Source organism: Paenibacillus sp. FSL M7-1414, assembly GCF_038003195.1.
Classification (GTDB): Bacteria; Bacillota; Bacilli; order Paenibacillales; family Paenibacillaceae; genus Paenibacillus; species Paenibacillus amylolyticus.
Genome location: NZ_JBBOOS010000001.1, coordinates 6,428,777 through 6,446,688 on the forward strand (window position 1 = coordinate 6,428,777; position 17,912 = coordinate 6,446,688).

Annotated in this window: 17 protein-coding genes; all 17 read right to left on the reverse strand. The window is 47.8% G+C overall.

Annotated features, from left to right (window positions below; all coding sequences use genetic code 11):
• Positions 1 to 243: 243 nt before the first annotated feature.
• Complete coding sequence (locus MHH92_RS28040; RefSeq protein ID WP_340907307.1) at positions 244 to 1,695, reverse strand: SulP family inorganic anion transporter; 1,452 nt, start codon at positions 1,693 to 1,695, stop codon at positions 244 to 246.
• A gap of 517 nt (positions 1,696 to 2,212) precedes the next feature.
• On the reverse strand, positions 2,213 to 3,883 hold the full coding sequence (locus MHH92_RS28045) for an ABC1 kinase family protein (RefSeq protein WP_340907309.1): 1,671 nt from the start codon (positions 3,881 to 3,883) through the stop codon (positions 2,213 to 2,215).
• The gene (locus tag MHH92_RS28050) at positions 3,884 to 4,264 is read right to left on the reverse strand and encodes a phasin family protein (protein WP_036612779.1); all 381 of its coding nucleotides are present in this window, start codon (positions 4,262 to 4,264) and stop codon (positions 3,884 to 3,886) included. It abuts the gene before it with no gap.
• Positions 4,265 to 4,336: 72 nt separating this feature from the next.
• Positions 4,337 to 4,975 carry a ThuA domain-containing protein gene (locus MHH92_RS28055; protein ID WP_036667831.1) on the reverse strand — a complete coding sequence of 213 codons (639 nt, stop codon included), beginning with the start codon at positions 4,973 to 4,975 and terminating at the stop codon, positions 4,337 to 4,339.
• 43 nt (positions 4,976 to 5,018) lie between these two features.
• The gene (locus MHH92_RS28060) at positions 5,019 to 5,741 is read right to left on the reverse strand and encodes an SDR family oxidoreductase (protein ID WP_235193706.1); all 723 of its coding nucleotides are present in this window, start codon (positions 5,739 to 5,741) and stop codon (positions 5,019 to 5,021) included.
• Positions 5,742 to 5,919: 178 nt separating this feature from the next.
• Positions 5,920 to 7,419 carry a cobyrinate a,c-diamide synthase gene (locus MHH92_RS28065; protein WP_253503850.1) on the reverse strand — a complete coding sequence of 500 codons (1,500 nt, stop codon included), beginning with the start codon at positions 7,417 to 7,419 and terminating at the stop codon, positions 5,920 to 5,922.
• 206 nt (positions 7,420 to 7,625) lie between these two features.
• The gene (locus tag MHH92_RS28070; RefSeq protein ID WP_253503853.1) at positions 7,626 to 8,456 is read right to left on the reverse strand and encodes a uroporphyrinogen-III synthase; all 831 of its coding nucleotides are present in this window, start codon (positions 8,454 to 8,456) and stop codon (positions 7,626 to 7,628) included.
• 130 nt (positions 8,457 to 8,586) lie between these two features.
• Entirely contained in the window at positions 8,587 to 9,789 is a 1,203-nt protein-coding gene (locus MHH92_RS28075) for a GerAB/ArcD/ProY family transporter (RefSeq protein WP_253503856.1), read from the reverse strand.
• 56 nt (positions 9,790 to 9,845) lie between these two features.
• A complete protein-coding gene (locus tag MHH92_RS28080; protein WP_036612790.1) occupies positions 9,846 to 10,067 on the reverse strand; it encodes a hypothetical protein in 222 nt (73 codons plus the stop codon).
• Complete coding sequence (locus tag MHH92_RS28085; RefSeq protein WP_076253682.1) at positions 10,060 to 11,259, reverse strand: Ger(x)C family spore germination protein; 1,200 nt, start codon at positions 11,257 to 11,259, stop codon at positions 10,060 to 10,062. The genes MHH92_RS28080 and MHH92_RS28085 overlap by 8 nt, the downstream gene beginning before the upstream one ends.
• Before the next feature lie 4 nt (positions 11,260 to 11,263).
• The gene (locus MHH92_RS28090) at positions 11,264 to 12,859 is read right to left on the reverse strand and encodes a spore germination protein (RefSeq protein WP_051447282.1); all 1,596 of its coding nucleotides are present in this window, start codon (positions 12,857 to 12,859) and stop codon (positions 11,264 to 11,266) included.
• A gap of 174 nt (positions 12,860 to 13,033) precedes the next feature.
• Positions 13,034 to 13,369 carry a hypothetical protein gene (locus MHH92_RS28095; protein WP_253503858.1) on the reverse strand — a complete coding sequence of 112 codons (336 nt, stop codon included), beginning with the start codon at positions 13,367 to 13,369 and terminating at the stop codon, positions 13,034 to 13,036.
• Between the two features lie 44 nt (positions 13,370 to 13,413).
• Complete coding sequence (locus MHH92_RS28100) at positions 13,414 to 14,115, reverse strand: pirin family protein (protein WP_253503862.1); 702 nt, start codon at positions 14,113 to 14,115, stop codon at positions 13,414 to 13,416.
• A 295-nt stretch (positions 14,116 to 14,410) separates the two neighbouring features.
• Positions 14,411 to 14,824 carry a DoxX family protein gene (locus tag MHH92_RS28105; protein ID WP_100528505.1) on the reverse strand — a complete coding sequence of 138 codons (414 nt, stop codon included), beginning with the start codon at positions 14,822 to 14,824 and terminating at the stop codon, positions 14,411 to 14,413.
• Positions 14,825 to 14,874: 50 nt separating this feature from the next.
• Complete coding sequence (locus MHH92_RS28110) at positions 14,875 to 15,735, reverse strand: M56 family metallopeptidase (protein WP_036667841.1); 861 nt, start codon at positions 15,733 to 15,735, stop codon at positions 14,875 to 14,877.
• Between the two features lies 1 nt (position 15,736).
• On the reverse strand, positions 15,737 to 16,153 hold the full coding sequence (locus MHH92_RS28115; RefSeq protein WP_036612800.1) for a BlaI/MecI/CopY family transcriptional regulator: 417 nt from the start codon (positions 16,151 to 16,153) through the stop codon (positions 15,737 to 15,739).
• Between the two features lie 208 nt (positions 16,154 to 16,361).
• Positions 16,362 to 17,825 (reverse strand): catalase, encoded by a 1,464-nt coding sequence (locus tag MHH92_RS28120; RefSeq protein WP_340907802.1) that lies wholly within the window; start codon positions 17,823 to 17,825, stop codon positions 16,362 to 16,364.
• Between the last annotated feature and the right edge of the window lie 87 nt (positions 17,826 to 17,912).

Sequence of the window (17,912 nt, forward strand, 5' to 3'; positions counted from 1 at the left end):
CGCCCTCTCCCCAACTTACATTGGGAAAAAGTGCGCCGCTGATAAAAAGTATCTTTTTATGTTATCTACTACACAGGGCTGTCGCATGTCTGCTCAACACTACTTTAGGACAGTTGCCTTCATAACTTTATTACTTGTTTAGATCCTTAATTCCAGATTTACTAAACCGTTCATTTTTCGCCTTGTCCGCGTAACTATAGTCAGACATTGCACCTTTGGACAACAACCTTCGTTGCAACCAAGTTACGAACCGTGCCCACCCGCTGTGGCAAAGCCACTCCGTTCAAGAATGCGAGTGCTCTCCTCGTTTAACCCGCGCAGGTGCACGGTTTTGCCAAGCTTCGCGTATTTGAACTTTACTTTTCCAATAGCCACAACCGCGGTATTATCCCAGATATGTGAACCTCCGAAATCAATCGTGATTTCCTTCGGATCGGCCTCTGCATCGAACTCATCTACAAAGCGGGACGAAGAGCCAAAGAAGAATGGTCCGTGAACCCGATATACTTTCTGCCCTTGTTCCTGGCTCGCCTGAACGCGAATCTTGGTCTGTTTCCAGCCAAAATGCAGCACACTGAGCACAACGCCGACCATAACCCCGATCGACAGATCGTGGGTATAGACCACAATCGCCACCGTCACGATCATGACAAAGGCTTCCGCGCGCGGCACGCGAGTTATATTTTTGATAGAACTCCAGTCGAATGTCCCGATACACACCATAAACATCACACCGACGAGCGCCCCCATCGGTACCTGTTTCACCACACCGCTAAACAGCAGCAACAGGATCGCGAGAAACGCACCCGCAGTAAACGTAGACAATCTTCCACGACCGCCAGACTTCACATTAATGACCGACTGCCCAATCATCGCACAGCCGCCCATGCCGCCAAACAAACCGTTCACGAAATTCGCAATACCCTGACCACGCACTTCACGATTCTTGCTGCTCTTGGTCTCGGTCATCTCATCCACGATGGTTGCGGTCAGCAGGGATTCCAGCAAACCAACCAGTGCCATGGTGAATGAATAAGGCAGCAGAATCATCAGCGTGTCCCAAGTCCACGCAATATTTGGCAAGTGGAACATCGGCAAAGTGCTCGTTATATTTCCCATGTTTCCTACCGTTCTTACGTCCAGGTGAAACACCACGGTAATAATCGTCATTACGACGATTGCAATCAGTGGAGCTGGAATGCCTTTGAAAAACCGTGGCAAAATATAAACGATCGCCAGCGTACCCGCTACCATCGCATACATGATCCAGTTCGCTCCCGTGAAATGGGTTAACTGCGCCATAAAGATCAGGATAGCGAGTGCATTCACGAATCCGGTCAGTACCGAATGAGGCACAAACGTAATAAATCTCCCAACTTTAAATATGCCCAGTAAAAACTGGATAATGCCCGTCAAAATCGTCGCTGCAAAGAGATATTCCACGCCATAATCCTTGACGAGTCCAACCATTAGTACCGCCATGGCCCCTGTTGCCGCCGAGATCATACCTGGTCTTCCACCAGCAATCGAGATCACAATCGCAATCGTAATCGAAGCGTATAATCCGACCATCGGATCAACACCTGCAATGATGGAGAACGCAATGGCTTCCGGAATTAACGCCAACGCTACCGTAATGCCTGCCAGCACGTCTCCGCGAATGTTGCCAAACCATTGTTGTTTTAAAGTATTCATATGTTCTTGCCGTTCCTCCTACGCGTATTCCTCATAATGAACAATCTGCTGAAGAGTAACGGAAGCCGTTCACACTAACCAACTACCCAGGACAGCACAAAACAACGGATTCCTCTCCGCTTCATTCGCCTATGCTCTTGCCTGAGTTGCATCATTATTTACCATCCATATAGCCTTGACGGGTTAATATGCACTCATGTCTTTTCCGTTCCAGTGTGTACCGCTGGTGTTCCATTACTGCCTCAGTTGTCTTACTCGTGCGACATCAGGAGCTGATCCTGATGCCCATAGGTTTTCCCCTCTCAGAAAAACCGGGTCCGTTAATGTACTGACCTATTATTATAGTCACAGGACCGGATATGTACTAATACAGTTAAGGCGAAAAAACAGAACCTTTTCTTCTATTATCTTAATCTTTCTATAATTTACTCACCAATTCTCTATTCACAAAAAATAACCCGCAAAGATCCATTGAAGAAAGTCTCTTTACGGGTATTCTTGTGATGTAATGCTGTTGCTAGAACCTTCCCGATTTGAATATCGAATAGAGCAGGAAAGCCACCATCAGAATCGCCACCAGGAAACCAATCTCAATGACCGGAATATCCCACAGCATCGTGGACTGATGACTGATCGACGAACCGATAATCAGGCCCACCATAATGATACAGAAGGCAAGTAACACAATACTGAAAGACAGCCGATTACTAATCTGGTCCATTCTGCGCATGAGTGCATCCAGTTCAGGGACACTAATCTCCAGCCTCAGCTTGCCTTTGCTAATAATGGATGATAATTGCCTTAACTGCCCTGGCAGACCAATGACACTCTCGGCCATATCAGCCGCACTGCGGAACAAGCGATTCTTGATTCTTCCAGCGCTAAAACGTTCCTTGATCAGCTTCCGCCCAAAAGGCTCGGCCATATCTACAATGCTCAGGGAAGGATCGAGATGTTCAATTACACCTTCCATTGTAAGCAACGACTTACCGAGCAGCAGAATATCGGCAGGCATCACAACTCGGTGCCTCTGGGCTACGCCGAATAAATCATTCAATGCCTGACCCACACTAATCTTGGAAAAGGGAATATCGTAATATTTGCTACGCAACTTGTCCAAATCCACATGAAGACCACGCAGGTCCATGTCATCTGGCATCATGCCGAGCTTCTCAATCGCCCGGATCATACTGTCTGTATCTTTGCGCATTAATCCAATAATAAGCGAAGCGAGCTGTTGTTTCATCTCATCACTCAGACTGCCCACCATACCGAAGTCTATAAAAGCAAGACGTCCATCCTTCAATACCATTAGATTGCCCGGATGTGGGTCAGCGTGAAAGAATCCCTGAATAAAGATCTGATTCAATAATGAATCCACCAGCCGCTCGGCAATGTTATTCAGATCATGGCCACGTCTGACCAGTTCTTCACGATCATTGAGTTTGATACCTTCGATATACTCCATAGTGAGCACACGGGACGAAGTCTGATCCCAGTAGATTGTCGGGATTTTCACCTTGTTGTCATGTTGGTATTGCTGTGCAATCTTTTCCGTATTTCGGCCTTCGACCGTATAATCCAGCTCGGCCATCAACGCCTGAGCATATTCTTCGACCATTTGCGGAATCTGATATTGCTTCACCCAGTCCCAGCGCTTCTCGGCCATGGCTGTCAGTTCACGCAAGATATCCAGGTCACGCTGCACAATACGCGATATACCGGGACGCTGAATCTTGATGGCTACCGATTCACCGCTTTGAAGTTTGCCCAGATGCACCTGTCCAATGCTGGCCGCAGCTACAGGGGTATCCTCGAACCGGGAAAAGATCTCCTCCAGCGGTGTATCCAATTCCTGTTCCAAAATACCCCGTGCCGTCTCGGAAGAGAACGGTGGGACCTGATCCTGCAACTTCACCAGCTCGCGAATGACAGACTCAGGCAACAGATCTGCCCTTGTGCTTGCGAGTTGCCCCAGCTTGACGAAAGCTGGCCCCAGCTCCTGCAGCACAAGCCTGATGCGTTCACTCAGCGTTTTGGTGGTGTGTGCTTCACGCGACATCCACCGTCTGGGCAGAGCGAGCAGCTGGAACAAGCCCAGCTCCTCGACCATATAACCGAAGCCATGACGCACGAGCGCCATGGCAATTTCACGGTATCTGCCGACATGTTTGATTCGCACTGCCATCTACTCGATCTCGTTTCCTTTGAGAGGAGGAGGAACTTCAAGTGGAGCTGGGGATTCATCAGGTTGAAGCTGTGGTGAGTGGCCCAGTTCGGCAAGTTTTTTCTCCAGAACGGCAACGCGCTGTTCCAGACTGGTTACATCACTTTCGGATGCCACACCAGCTTCCTGAAGCACACGCTTGACCTGTTCTTGAATCACTCTCTTGAACTGGCCTTGCTCTTCATCGCCCCGTTCCAGCAGACGTTCAACCAAAGCTTTGGATTCACCGGGCGCAAGTTCCCCGCGCTTGACCAAATCATCCACGGTTTTCTCAATTTTTTCTTTGCTTACGACAGTAAGACCAAGCCCTAACGAGATCGCCTTTTTGAACAAATCGCTCATTTTTGTCATCCTCCTCTTCGTTGATCTCTATATTATACCCCTTATACTCTGCATGCAAAAATGTCAGTCCGATCAGACGTAACGTGCAGCCCATTTGCCTGCTTGCAACAGTAACTTCCGGTACGTTTCGTGTGCAAAAGACGGCACATGGTGACCTGGCATCAGATAAACAATACGCCCAACACCATATCGATGAGCCCAAACCGCAGGCTTTGGTCCTTCTTCGGATTGATATTCAAGCAATATTTTCGTTTCGGCAAAAGAACCAAATTCGAACTGATACGGCTCTTCTTCCATTGTGAAATTCGAAATACCCTCCGTCACGGGATGGCTTTCCGCTGTTACAGTGAATTCAAGCGGTGCATACGCCGGATGATGCAGGAACTTGGCACCGATCATCTGTTTGAGCTCATAACGATTTTGGAGCGAAATGCCGTTATGTATAATGACCAGTCCACCCCCATTACTTACATAGGACAACAAACCTGCTGTCTGCTGTGGAGAGACTTTACCCTTCCAATCGTCCATGTATGAGATACATACATCAAACCCGGTTATATTTTCTTGCAGCAGCATATTCCGATTCTCACTGCACTGCACAGTCATAGTATCATGGAAAATTCGGCTAATCTCCGCATCCACCCCCTGAAGCGGGTGCCAATCCGGATGTGTATAATCGCCAAGTAATAATGCTTTTTTACGATGATCCATTCAATTAATCTCCTTTCTTGTTCACCTCACTGTATAAAACCAACTACCAGGGGAGCTTCTCTCCCTTGTAGTCCACATATGCGGGCTGATCTCCTTTAAACTGTTCATGGCGGTCGATAAGTACTGCGATATGCTGTGCAGATTGCTCGGGCGTGAGATCCGCAGCAACATCCAATTCGCCCCTCATATAACTCTGTACCCAACCGGGATGCACAAGCATCACTTGTCCGCCTTCATCCTTCAGACCATTGTGCACAAGACGGGCCTGCATGTTCAAAGCAGCTTTGGACATACAATAGGCATACCACCCATCCCGACTGCATTGTTCTATACTTCCAGCCTCGGAAGAGATATCAACAATCAGCTTGACCTGTCCTTGAAGAAGGAGGGGTAACAGGGAATGAGTCACACGCAGTGTACCTAAGGTGTTCACATTAAATACTTCAGCCATCTCCGCCATATTCAACGGCCCGCGGATATGATCCGTAATACTTCCTAGTATAGCCGCATTATTGATCAGCATATCCAAATGATTCGTATCCAGCTTCAATGTCTCCGTGAACAGTGCTACCGACAGGTCGTCCGCGATATCCAGTTCGATGGCGCGCAGATGGTCAGGATATCCTTCTGCAAGCATACGAATTCCCTCGGAATCTTCCACGTCCAGACCGGCCGCATACACGAGATACCCTCTCTTCAGCATCTGTGCCGTCAAAGCCAATCCCAATCCACGAGCAGCTCCCGTTACACATACGGTTCTCATCATGATGTCCCTCCCTCGCATAATGATTCTGTCTTTTATTCATTCCACATATTCATCTGAAAACCTTTAATTCAGAATCGGATTGCCAACTTCACGACCAAAGACTCAGGAGGTAAAAGCGAGATTAGAGCCATTTTGCTTATTGAATTCAGCTATCTATTTGAGCTATAAATAGCTGTTATTATCTCTGCATATCTCGCTCCTGCCGATAGGCTAAACAATGTTCCACCCATCTTCGAGCAGCTGCCGGGTAAGAGCCCAGATGAACGTGCGTATACCCCGCCACGATGTTGCCTGCGGCATATCCCTCTTGCTTCAAGCCACGCATCCCCTTGGTCTCATACGCATAAGGAATCGTTTCTTCATCACGATAGGTCATTGTCGAATAATGAAATTCATGACCCCGAAGTACTTCACCCTTTTTCAGCAAAAAGGAATCCCGAATGCTACTTGCTTCGCGGTAGCCAAGCGCAGCGCGCTTCTTCTGCATCTGCACCTGTGCGGGGATAATGCCCGCCATGTCGAAAGTAACTCCCTTTCGGTCGGTCAACGTTTCTCCAAGTACCATGTAACCACCACACTCGGCAAATAAAGGCATGTTGGATTGTGCTACCAGTCGAAGTCCTTCCAAGAAATCTTGGTTACCGGCAATCTCTGCTGCAAATTCCTCTGGAAACCCGCCACCCAAATAGATGCCATCCACATCCGTTGGAATACCTTCACCAGCGAGCGGACTGAAGTAATGTAATCGGGCCCCGGCTGCTTCGAGCAATTCCAGATTATCGGGATAATAGAAATTAAATGCCGCATCACGCGCAACGGCAATGACAGGCTGTACCGCATATGATACATGTCGATTATTAACGTGGATCACTGAATTGGAAAGTGAATCGTAATTAGAGCCTGATTCATCATTAGCCGAATCAGCGTGGGCAGTAGTTGCAGAACTCACTTCTTCTGCATTCAAAGGCGGGGCGCTTGTCGCCAGTTCCAGCAGAAGATCCAGATCGGTGCCCTCCATCAACACATCGGCAGCCCGCTGAAATAAGGGTTCCAGTTCACCGCGCTCAATGGCAGGCACCAGCCCCAGATGTCTCTCGGGGATGGACATGTCTTCATCCCGCTTCAGCCAGCCAACCACCGGAATGCCGCACATCTGCTTAATGGCTTTTTGCACAATGGTATAATGACCCGCACTTCCACAACGGTTGACGATTACTCCGGCAATATTTAATTCAGGCTCCAGCTGTTGAAAACCCAAGACAATCGCGGCCGCACTGCGAGCCATGCTGCGTACGTCCACAACCAGAATCACAGGGGTCTGCGTGACCAGAGCAATCTCTGCAGTTGAGCCTGTATTGCTGAGCGGATCTTTGCCATCGTAAAGGCCCATAACGCCTTCTATAATGGAAATATCATGTCCCGCCGATGCCTTCTCGAACGTATCTCTCACGTATTCAGGCGATGTCATCCATGCATCCAGATTACGTGACGGTCTGCCCGTGACGGCGGTATGATATGTCGGATCAATAAAGTCCGGGCCACATTTGAACCCTTGTACACTCAAGCCACGCTGAGCGAGTGCTCTCATTAGCCCCAAAGTTACTGTCGTTTTCCCTGCACCACTTCCGGTCCCTGCAATGATAAGTCGAGGCCTGGCGTTACGATCTGCAATGGTCATCGTCATTTCCACCTTTTCTTCGAGATAAGAAAAGCTTCTGATCGAAGCACTATCAAGGATGTACATTCGTATTTTAGTTGTAACGTATAAATTCTATAATCTAAACAAAACCGCATCATATAGCGATGCGGTTAAGATTAATGCACACTTTTTATTCATGAAGCGACGCCAAAAGCTTTTTATCGAACTGATCTAAAAGCAGGCCACTAATCTCTAATCTTGGCCGCACGCCCTGCTGCAAAGTAACGTCCAAGCTCAACGATGAGTGCTCCCATCTTCTCTTCCTCCGGAATGACCAGTGCCTCAATGCCTTCTTCACGCATGGAGTTTGCGGTAACTTTACCTACAGACGCAGGAATTACACCTTGTCTGAAGGCTGCAAGCATCGGCTCAAGCTTGTCCTGGGAGGCCGCATATTGCGTCAGAAACCTAACCTGCGGTCCACTTGTGAACGCAACAGCATCTACTTCGTACTTTAGAATTTCATTCAATAACTGTTCCAGTTCTGCCTCTTCTGGCGGTACATGGCGGTAAGGAAGCACTTGTCTGACAATTGCACCTTGTTCTTCCAACCATGCAACGAGTTTGGGAGCTGTCTCCCCATGAAGCTGCAACATAACCTTTTTCCCTGCGAGATCATGTGGGGCGAATTCTCGAATGAGCCCGTCCGTGCTACCGTCATCATCTCGTACCAGCGGTGTTAACTTGCGCTTTTTGAGCGCATTCACCGTCTTGTATCCCCTTGCCGCAATTGAGGATTCCGATAACACATCCAACAATTGGCCTGCCACTTCCATATCCTCAGCCATTTCAAATAATGCATCCAATCCCATACCCGTAGTTAACACCGCCCAGTCTGGCGGGTCTGAGATCCAGGATACCAGCCCATCCCTGATACTCCGATCATCCAGGAATACGGTCCCCTGTGCCGGTCGCACAAGCGGGATTCCACCCATTTTTTCAACCAGTATGGACATTTCTTTTGATTTTCGTGGTCCTGTCAATGCTACACGCACACCTGCCAAATGTTGAGCCATTCATGTTCCCCCCGTTAGTTCAGCCGAATGTTCATCAGTCTGACTACAGTATACAGGGTACTTCTGTGAAGGGAAACTGTGCTTTCCCTCTTTTTACCCGTTCATCTATAAGGATTTTTGATGGAATGTATCAGGAAGGCTGGAGTTCTCCGCCATGAGAATCTTTCCGTCTTTTCTCTCCGTCCTTTTCCGAATCAGCCGATTTTTGTTCCGGCTCATGCTTCTCTTTCTTTGGCTGGTCTCCCGCTCTCTGTTGGGTAGATTCTTTTTTATCCTTTTTGCGAGGACGAAGGAAAAGAAACAGCACGATAGGGAACAGTACTTCAAAAACAATGGCAATCCATGTCCATTCCCTAGTAAAACGATTGAGCTGAATGGCATTTCGGAAGAACCAGAATGCACAGACAAATCCGACGAGGGCAATCGGGCCTGTCAATACCTTCCCCGATACGTTCGGAATCATTCGCTTCAATCCCCAGCAGACAAAGTACAGGTCAAATGCAATCTTCGTAATCATGGTAGGCAAGGTTGCCGCTGCCAGGGCAAGGTCAAACCGATCCAAGAAATCACTGATTTGCAATTGTCTTGCCAGTTCATAGGAGGGATACACCAACCTTGAAGCGATAGGAACTCCAATGGAGGTAATGGTCTCCACAAGGATTAGCATCATCAGGAGTGCAGAGAGGATAATACCTGACACAACCGATTTATATCGAAAATCACTGCCTTTGATAACAAAAGGTAATGCAATCATCTCTCCGTAAAACGAAAATATGTACCAACTCCCCTTGCCCACTCCCGTAACATCAACGTGAAAATACGGCATCAAATTATCCATATTGATCTGTTGAATGAGCATGAAAGGCACAATCACGGAGTTTAAGAGAAACAATGTCACATACAACTCCGACATACCGATTAAGGAGCCGAGCCCACCTCTAACGATAAAAACTCCCATAACGATCAGAGATAACACAATGATGGAGATGGGCGTGGTCTCTAACAAAGTTATGCTGATATAATCCCCCGTTAACCGGATATCCCTCGCAAACACAAAGAAAAAAAACAAAATGTACATCAATCCTGCGAGCCTTCCCAAAAAGGGGAATCGCCCAGCAAGGGCTTGAAATAGATCCTGATCCGGAAATCTCCGCTGGACCCGACTTAACATCCACATGGATGCAAGCATCACTAAGACTACAGGTATATACGAGAGATAAGCGTGTTGTTCCGCATAGTAGATAGCTTGCGCGTGAGGCTGAATTAACGTTCCTGAAATACTGAGCAGCAGCACGAGCAGGATCATCTGACGGTGTGTCACTCTCTGATTCATGATATACCTCCTTTCCCTCTCGCGATCTCGCAAACTTAATGCATCCTGTCCACAACCTAGGGCAGTGGCAGTAAGCGCTGGATAACGTGGCTTATCCATACCGACACAAATAAGGTTTTGCTTAGATTAGTCACATAGAACCAAATGCCTGTAGCCACTGCTATCAAACTATAGGATAGCCAGCGATTAATGGCAGCTGCCTGTTTCAAATGTCTGAAATCCATCAAAATGACCACGATTACCATGGCCAGGAAGGTAAATAAGAGTGGTTTAATCATGTACAACTTCATCCTCTCCGACGCCAATTGGTTTATTGCTCACCCCAACGTTTTCAATAAGGACATGGGGGGTAACCGTCACCTCAACTTCAGGGTATATGTCATCCCAACGATCCTTCATCGTGTCCCACTTGGCCGGCAGATGTTGATGAATGGATCGACCGATTCCAAGGATGTCCGCATGGTATTTTCCCTGAACCAACCGGACACCTTCCTCGATATCCAATTTTATTTTCTCGTGAATGGCTTCATGTAACTTCAGAATCTCATTCTCACGCCGGTCGCCATAATTGGATTCGTTATCTACGAGAACTCCCTTGGCATATAATTCAATATTCACGGTGACCTTATCAGCCTTGATACTGGGATGTAGTGAAGCGTTGTTCTCGTTCAACTTGATGAACATATTTCCATCTCCGCCAGGAGCTTTAACCATAATCTCCGGTGCATTGGCCTCGCCCATAGCAAGAATGAGCGCATCGGCTGGAGCTTTGTCAATCATGCCAACCAGCTTATCTTTCTTGAAAATGGCCAACCCATCCAGCTTTATGTTTGTTTTGGCGTCCTTCCACCCTTTTGGAACATTGCTCACTTTCGAAGCGACCGGCAGGAATGGATCGACACCTTCACTCAGAATGGCATCTATAAACGTTTTAAGTGAACGTGGATTACGCATATTGAGGAAGCACAGTTCCCGCACCATCTCGGATGGAAACTTCTCTATAGGTGCATCCGTATCCATGACCTCATATGCTGCACCTTTTGTGACCACTGGCAATGCAGAGAGTCGGTTCAGCGGATACCGTGTAAACAGATCGAGCATGGGGGCCACGCCATCCCGGGCAAGCTCCTCACCAATAAGCATCGTACGGCGATGCGCGTAATAGATTGTTCGTGAAAGTTCCTTTTGACCTTCAATAGACGTACCATGCACAGATTTGGCTGTATTGGATAACATGAACCAGGATTTATCCCCACTCGTGCCGCCTCCGCCTCCTTCACTACCGGAAGAACCGGATTGTCCTGGCAGAGCAATCTGAAGACTGGATCTGTAATTGTCCCCCTCCTTATCAACAGCAATACCAATCACAAAGGCAACATCGTTAATCTCCTTACGATCCCAGCAACCTGAAATAAAAGTGGTACATAACAACAGCGCTATCACTGCCCGGTACTTATATATGATCTGCATGGGTTCACCACCCTTCCTCAGCTTCAGGGGAACCGTTGATCTTTTCGGTCATCCGTTTCTGATCCCGATGTACCGTAGAAGGACGATTGATCATTTTCCACCATGGCACACGAATGAGAATGTCTTTGGTATCTGTTTTACTGTACGGGCTAAGACCAGAGAGATATGGGACACCGAACGAAGTCATCTGTGTCAGATGCACCGAGATCAGGACCAAGCCGATGACGATGCCGTATAGTCCAAGCATACCTGCTAGTAACATGATCGGAAATCGGAGCAGACGCACCGTAATCGCGAAGTTAAATCGCGGGATCGTGAAGGAAGCTATTCCTGTCATGGATACGATAATAACCATCGGTGCGGATACAATCCCCGCTTGAACTGCCGCCTGTCCGATCACGAGTGCACCGAGGATACTGACAGCCTGACCCACTGTCTTGGGTAACCTGACCCCCGCTTCCCGGAGAGCTTCGAACGACAGCTCCATGATGAGGGCTTCCACCAAAGCCGGAAAAGGTATAGCCTCCCGTGCACCCGCAATACTCAGAATCAGCGTAGTTGGCAGCATGTCCTGATGAAATGTTGTAATAGAGATATACAAGGCTGGCAGGAACAGAGCGATGGCTACGAATAGGAAGCGAATCCACCGCACCAGATTACTGATGAAGAATCGCTCGTAATAATCCTCGCTGGCTTGTAGCATCTGCCACATCGTGACTGGAGCAATTAGCGAGAATGGGGTTCCATCTACCATAATGGCAAAGCGTCCTTCCAACAGATTGCCTGCAACGGTATCCGGCCGCTCCGAATAGTGCATCTGAGGGAAAGGGGAATACGGATGATCTTCAATCAGTTCCTCGATATAACCCGTCTCCAGGATGCCATCAATATTAATTTTTTCCAGACGTTTCTTGACATCTTGAATCGTTTTTGGATCAGCAATACCTTCTAGATAGGTCAGCACAATATCTGTCTTGGTGTCTGTTCCAAGGGTCATACTCACCATCTTGAGCGCAGGTGTTTTCAGCTTGAACCGCAATAAGGCCGTATTCACACGGAGCGTTTCGGTAAATCCCTCCCGCGGTCCCCGAATGACGGATTCTGTCTGCGGTTCCTCCACACCACGTCTGACGCCACCTTTGACATTGAACATCCAGGCTTTGTTACTTCCATCGACCACCAGAAGGGCAGAGGATGCCAGCACCCCTTCTGTCGCAGCAGCCCAGGTATCCACTCGCTTCACCTGTGTTAGCTCAACGGTTGTATCATCCAGTGGAACATCAGGTTCATCTGTGCGCTGCTGCACCAGCCCTCGAATAATCGGTCGCAGCATGTGTTCCTGGATATCAGCCGAATTGACAATGCCTTCGATATAGACCAGAAGTCCTTTCACTTCAGGCGTAATCATGACGTTGCGAAAAACCACATCAGAACAATCGGAGAATATCTCCTTTACCGCCTTAATCTGAGTTTCATGTACTGCACTAATTGGCTGCCGAAGAAAAGGTGGGGACGGCAGTCCCAAAGGAATATGTTTTTTTTCTTCTGAAGCTCGTCCCGGTTGTCCGGACTTGTCTTTCCCAGATGTTTTGTCTGCCATATGCCGCCCCTCCGTTCTTGTTTTTATACAAGGTAGCTTGTGCCAGACAGCAGGGAATTATGTGGTCTTTTTTGCAAAATTACGATTAAATTCTCTGAGTTTTTAGACAGCAAAAAGGCCTCTGTATATAACAGAGACCTCTGAGATGTTCCAAGTTCTATAGGTACTTATAAGTTAATCCGCAAAATAATCTTCAGGCACATAACGAATCTCCGACTTCACATAGATGCTTAGCGTGTGACTCTCCCTGTCGTATACTACCCGTTCACCATCTACGTAATACCAGTGTTTCAAAAGGGGCTGATCCTTGCGTTGGACGAATCGAAATACGTTCAGTTCCTGTCTAAGCTCCATAATCTGTTCCACAATCTGCTCGTCCAGACCCGTAACGGTAAATATGAAACCTGTACCCTCCTGTTGGAACCGATAGGACAGGGAATCTGTTTTGCTATTAGCTAATCCTCGCCCGGTCACCGCATGTTTGACCATAAACCATTCCTGTTGCGCCATACGTGTATATCCTCCTTCATCTTGGAGTTCATTTCATCAGCCATCTACGGCAAATCAATAATCATATAGAACGTATCTTCGTTTCCTTGCAGTTCGATTGAATCCTGCTGTTCCACACGAGCCGTGTCGCCTTCGTTCAACAGGTACTCTGCGTCCAATCCCAGCTTGCCTTCGATGGAGAAAATGTACATTCGGCGGCCTGCATCCTGATTAAAGGTTAACGTTTCGTCTTTGGCTAATCGGCCAAGGTAGATCGTCATATCCTGATGAATGGTCGCAACTCTAGGTCCCCCTTCTGGGGATACAATCGGCACGAGTGCTCCTGCCAATGCCGCTGGGTCAAATGATGTCGTTTCATAGGAGGGCTCCAACCCTTTTGTCTGTGGCATGAACCAGAGCTGAAGCAAACGTACTTCTTCGGTATCGGATGCATTATGTTCGGTATGAATCATGCCACTGCCTGCTGACATCCGCTGGATACCGCCAAAGCCTGTAACGGCTACATTCCCAAGGTTATCTTCATGTCGCAACTTGCCGTTCAGTACGATCGATACAATCTCCATATCACTATGTGGGTGAGCTCCAAAACCGCGACCAGGCGCGATCACATCGTCGTTCGCTACCCGCATCGGTCCAAACGCCGTATTCTCCGGGTCTTGGTATTCTCCGAAAGAAAAGCTGTGACTACCACGGAGCCAGCCTCGATCGAAGCTGGAGCGGGCATCGGATGGAATGACGTTAATCATAAAATGCATCCTCCTTATTTTTTCTTAGTAGCATACTTATTCTCATTGTAACAAACCATAGGCATGTCGTCCAAACAAGGTGAAACGGCTGTCGCATCCTCAAGCGGCTCAGCGTGTTTCATTCCGAAGAAATATAGAGAAGGATGGTGAAATAACATAACTCCCTATATTTCGAAAAAAGTTCTCTACTGATCAGCCCGGTTCGCAAATCAATTCCCGAACCGGCCTGGCCAATAAAGAACCTCGTTACAGGACTCATCCTGCACTTCATTATTTTTAGCAATCGTTAGTTAAATCAAGCACTCACATTCTGGCGAGCGTTCCCCTGTCTGGAGAACAGATAATCCACGGCCAGGAGGCGGCTTCCTGTGAAGAGCAGTGTCAGGGAACCCGCAAGAAGCAGGTAATCTAACTCGGTACCACTCAGGAACGGCTCACCCACTTTGGCTGTAAACAGAACGCCAACCATCACGATGGCAAACAGGGCAGCAAACACACGTGTTCCCAGACCCAGAATCATCGCTGCACCACCTACCAACTCAATGATGGCTACAACGGATGCAAGAAATCCGGGAATACCAATGCTTTCGAAAAAACCTACCGTACCGCTGATTCCACCTTCAAATTTACTCCAGCCGTGCAATACAAAGATCAAACCGATCATAATCCTTGAGAAAAGTAATCCAATCTCTACACTTTTATTATTCATGTTCATCTTCCTTCCTCATTATATTCGACTTCACATGTAGCCCAATTAATCTATCCGATGGACCAAACAAACAAGATAGACAGCAATAGAAAAACAGTAGCCGACATCAGAACAGCATAACGTGGCAACCTCAACGTCACGTCCTGTTCCGGGTCCAGCAGACGTGAAATCCGGACATTCACCGACGTATCCGCAAATGAGGATTGAACGGTCAGTTCTTTTGCACCCCAAGGTTCAGGACAAGCACGGAGCAGCTTGAGCAAAGCACTGCCAATGCCTGCCACATTGCCTGTACGCTCAATGGCCTCATTGTCTGCCAGAATTTCTCTAACGATATTGTAATGTTTCGAAGTATGCTTCAATACGGGAATGTACGGCATCATGATTGCAAATACCGATAACAGTGTTGTCTTCAGTGGGTCACGGTGCCACAGATGATGGACTTCGTGGTACACAACTGCAGTCTCCTCTTCTGCATCCAGCATCGTCAGAAGCCCCGTGGAAAGTACGATGCAAGGTCTCCATAGACCAATTGTAAATGCAACCGGAGAATGCTTGTCCACTACAATGAATCCTGGCTGTCCGAGATGATGATACTTGGACTCCAGTTCACGAGACAATGCACGCACTTCCATGGAGCGAAGCTTACGTACGGCTGCTCTGGTTTTCATCATACGCACCATTAACAACCAACCTGTTCCCGCAAATGTCAGCAATACCAGTGCCAGCAGGAAATGTCCCACGGATAACCATCCCAGTCTACTCATCCAATGATTGCAGAGCCAGAGCAGGTTAAACGGGATATCCCAGCCAAAAATTTTGTACATCGCGTACATGAACATCTGCATGAACACGAGTAGTGGAATGCCAAACCCGACGGTAAACAAAAGTTTCGAGCGGGTCTTCCACATCTTAATCGCTATCCTTTTTCCATTGTTTGATCTTCTGTTCCAAGCGTTCAATCAGACCCGCATCTGCTTCGTCCAGCGCATCCAGCATATGATTCAATGCCAAAGCTCCGAATTCATCCACCAACTCATGTGACAGTTCCTTGGATTGGTCGTTCATAAACTCCTCCTTGCTCTGTACCGGTTGGTACAAAGATGTTCTGCCCTTTTGTGACTTTCCGAGAAGTCCCTTGTCTACGAGCCGGTTCATCACGGTCATGACTGTATTAAAATTGACGTCTTTGTCTTGTTCAAGTGCGGTCTGCACTTCACGGATGCTACTGCCAGGATGAGCCCATAAAATGTCCATAATCTTGGCTTCCAGCGGACCGAAAAATCGGTTGAGCCCACGCTCACCCACTTTGAAATTGTGTATTCTCATTTTCTGACACCCCTCACACTACCCATTGTAGTGCCATCAAATGAGAAGTCAACCTCTATGTCAGCTATTTTATGTAAATGATTTGTAAATTTGTTTTCCATTTCAGTAAAAAAGGCCAAAGACCGGGAAATTCCGCACGTTCGCGGTTTTCCCGGTCTTCAACGAATATCAGTCCGTATGATGTTGTAGAATATGATCAAAATGTGCTTTATTTTCCATCCTGTGACGGCATATGTGCAGAAATATCCACGCCGAGTCCATGAGCCAAACGTCCGCCAAGCTGCCCATCCGCCCGGAAGAAGTGGCACAGGGCACGCATTTGAATATCAACAGATACCCCCTTAAGGTCATTGATCAGATTATCAAGCAAATGCTGCTGCTCTACAGGAGTAAATGAACGGAAAAGCTCCCCTGACTGCGTATAATCATCCGTCTTCTCGATTTTCTCGCGTGTAACATGCCCTTGCAACGGAACCTGACTGTCCCGGTATGCCGGATCTTCTTGCGGGCTGTTTCCTGAACTGTTGGGTTCATAGTTCACCGGAGATGGGTCCTGATTCACATTCATGAGTCCATCACGCTGATGATTACGAACGGGTGCGTACGGGCAATTCACCGGAATTTGCAAATAGTTCGGTCCAAGCCGGTGACGCTGTGTATCTGGATAGGAGAATAGGCGTCCTTGCAGCAATTTGTCTTCGGAAGGCTCAATTCCGGGTACAAGCGCACTAGGAGAAAAGGCCGCCTGTTCCACTTCAGCAAAGAAGTTTTGCGGATTCCGATTCAGGGTCATGGTCCCTACCGTATGGAACGGCAATACATCTTCTGGCCATGTTTTGGTTGGATCGAGCGGATCAAAAGCAAAATCATCCATTTGCTCAGGCTTCAAGAGCTGTACCTGAAGCTTCCACTGCGGGTACTGCCCGTTCTTGATATGTTCATGCAGGTCCCGGGTAGCATGATTAAAGTCTTGCCCCTGTACCTCGGCAGCTTCCTGACGAGAGAAGCCTCGCACGCCTTGTGCAGACTCCCATTTGTATTTCACATAGTGGACCTGTCCCTGTGCATTAATCCATTTGAAAGCATGTACGCTGAAACCATCCATCTCCCGATAACTTGCTGGTGTGCCTAGATCAGAGAACAACCAGGTCATCATATGTGTTGATTCCGGTGAGAGGGTCATAAAGTCCCAATATCGGGCAGGTTCCTGAATATTTGTATCCGGAGCCGGCTTCAAGGAATGCACCATATCAGGGAACTTCATCGCATCACGAATGAAGAAAACGGGCAGATGATTGCCGACGAGATCATAGTTGCCTTCCCGTGTGTAGAATTTGACGGAAAATCCACGTGGATCTCGTGCAGTCTCTGGTGATCCCGTACCATGAATAACGGTTGAAAAACGAACCAGCACATCCGTCTCCGTACCTGGATCTTGTAGGAAGTCAGCTGTTGTATAAGCCTTCATACTCTGCTCCAGCGTGAATACACCATGAGCTCCGGCACCTCTCGCATGTACGACTCTTTCGGGAATACGTTCACGGTCAAAGTGGGCTATTTTCTCAATGAGATGGTAGTCTTCAAGCAGTGTCGGCCCTCTTCTGCCTGCTGTGCGGGAATTCTGGTTATCACCTACAGGTGCGCCCTGATTTGTAGTCATACGTTCTGTCATCATGTCGTCCTCCTCTAATGGGTCTCACGGCTGTTATATATCTACTATTAAAATCATATTCGGCTTCGGTTTAAATATACATTTAGA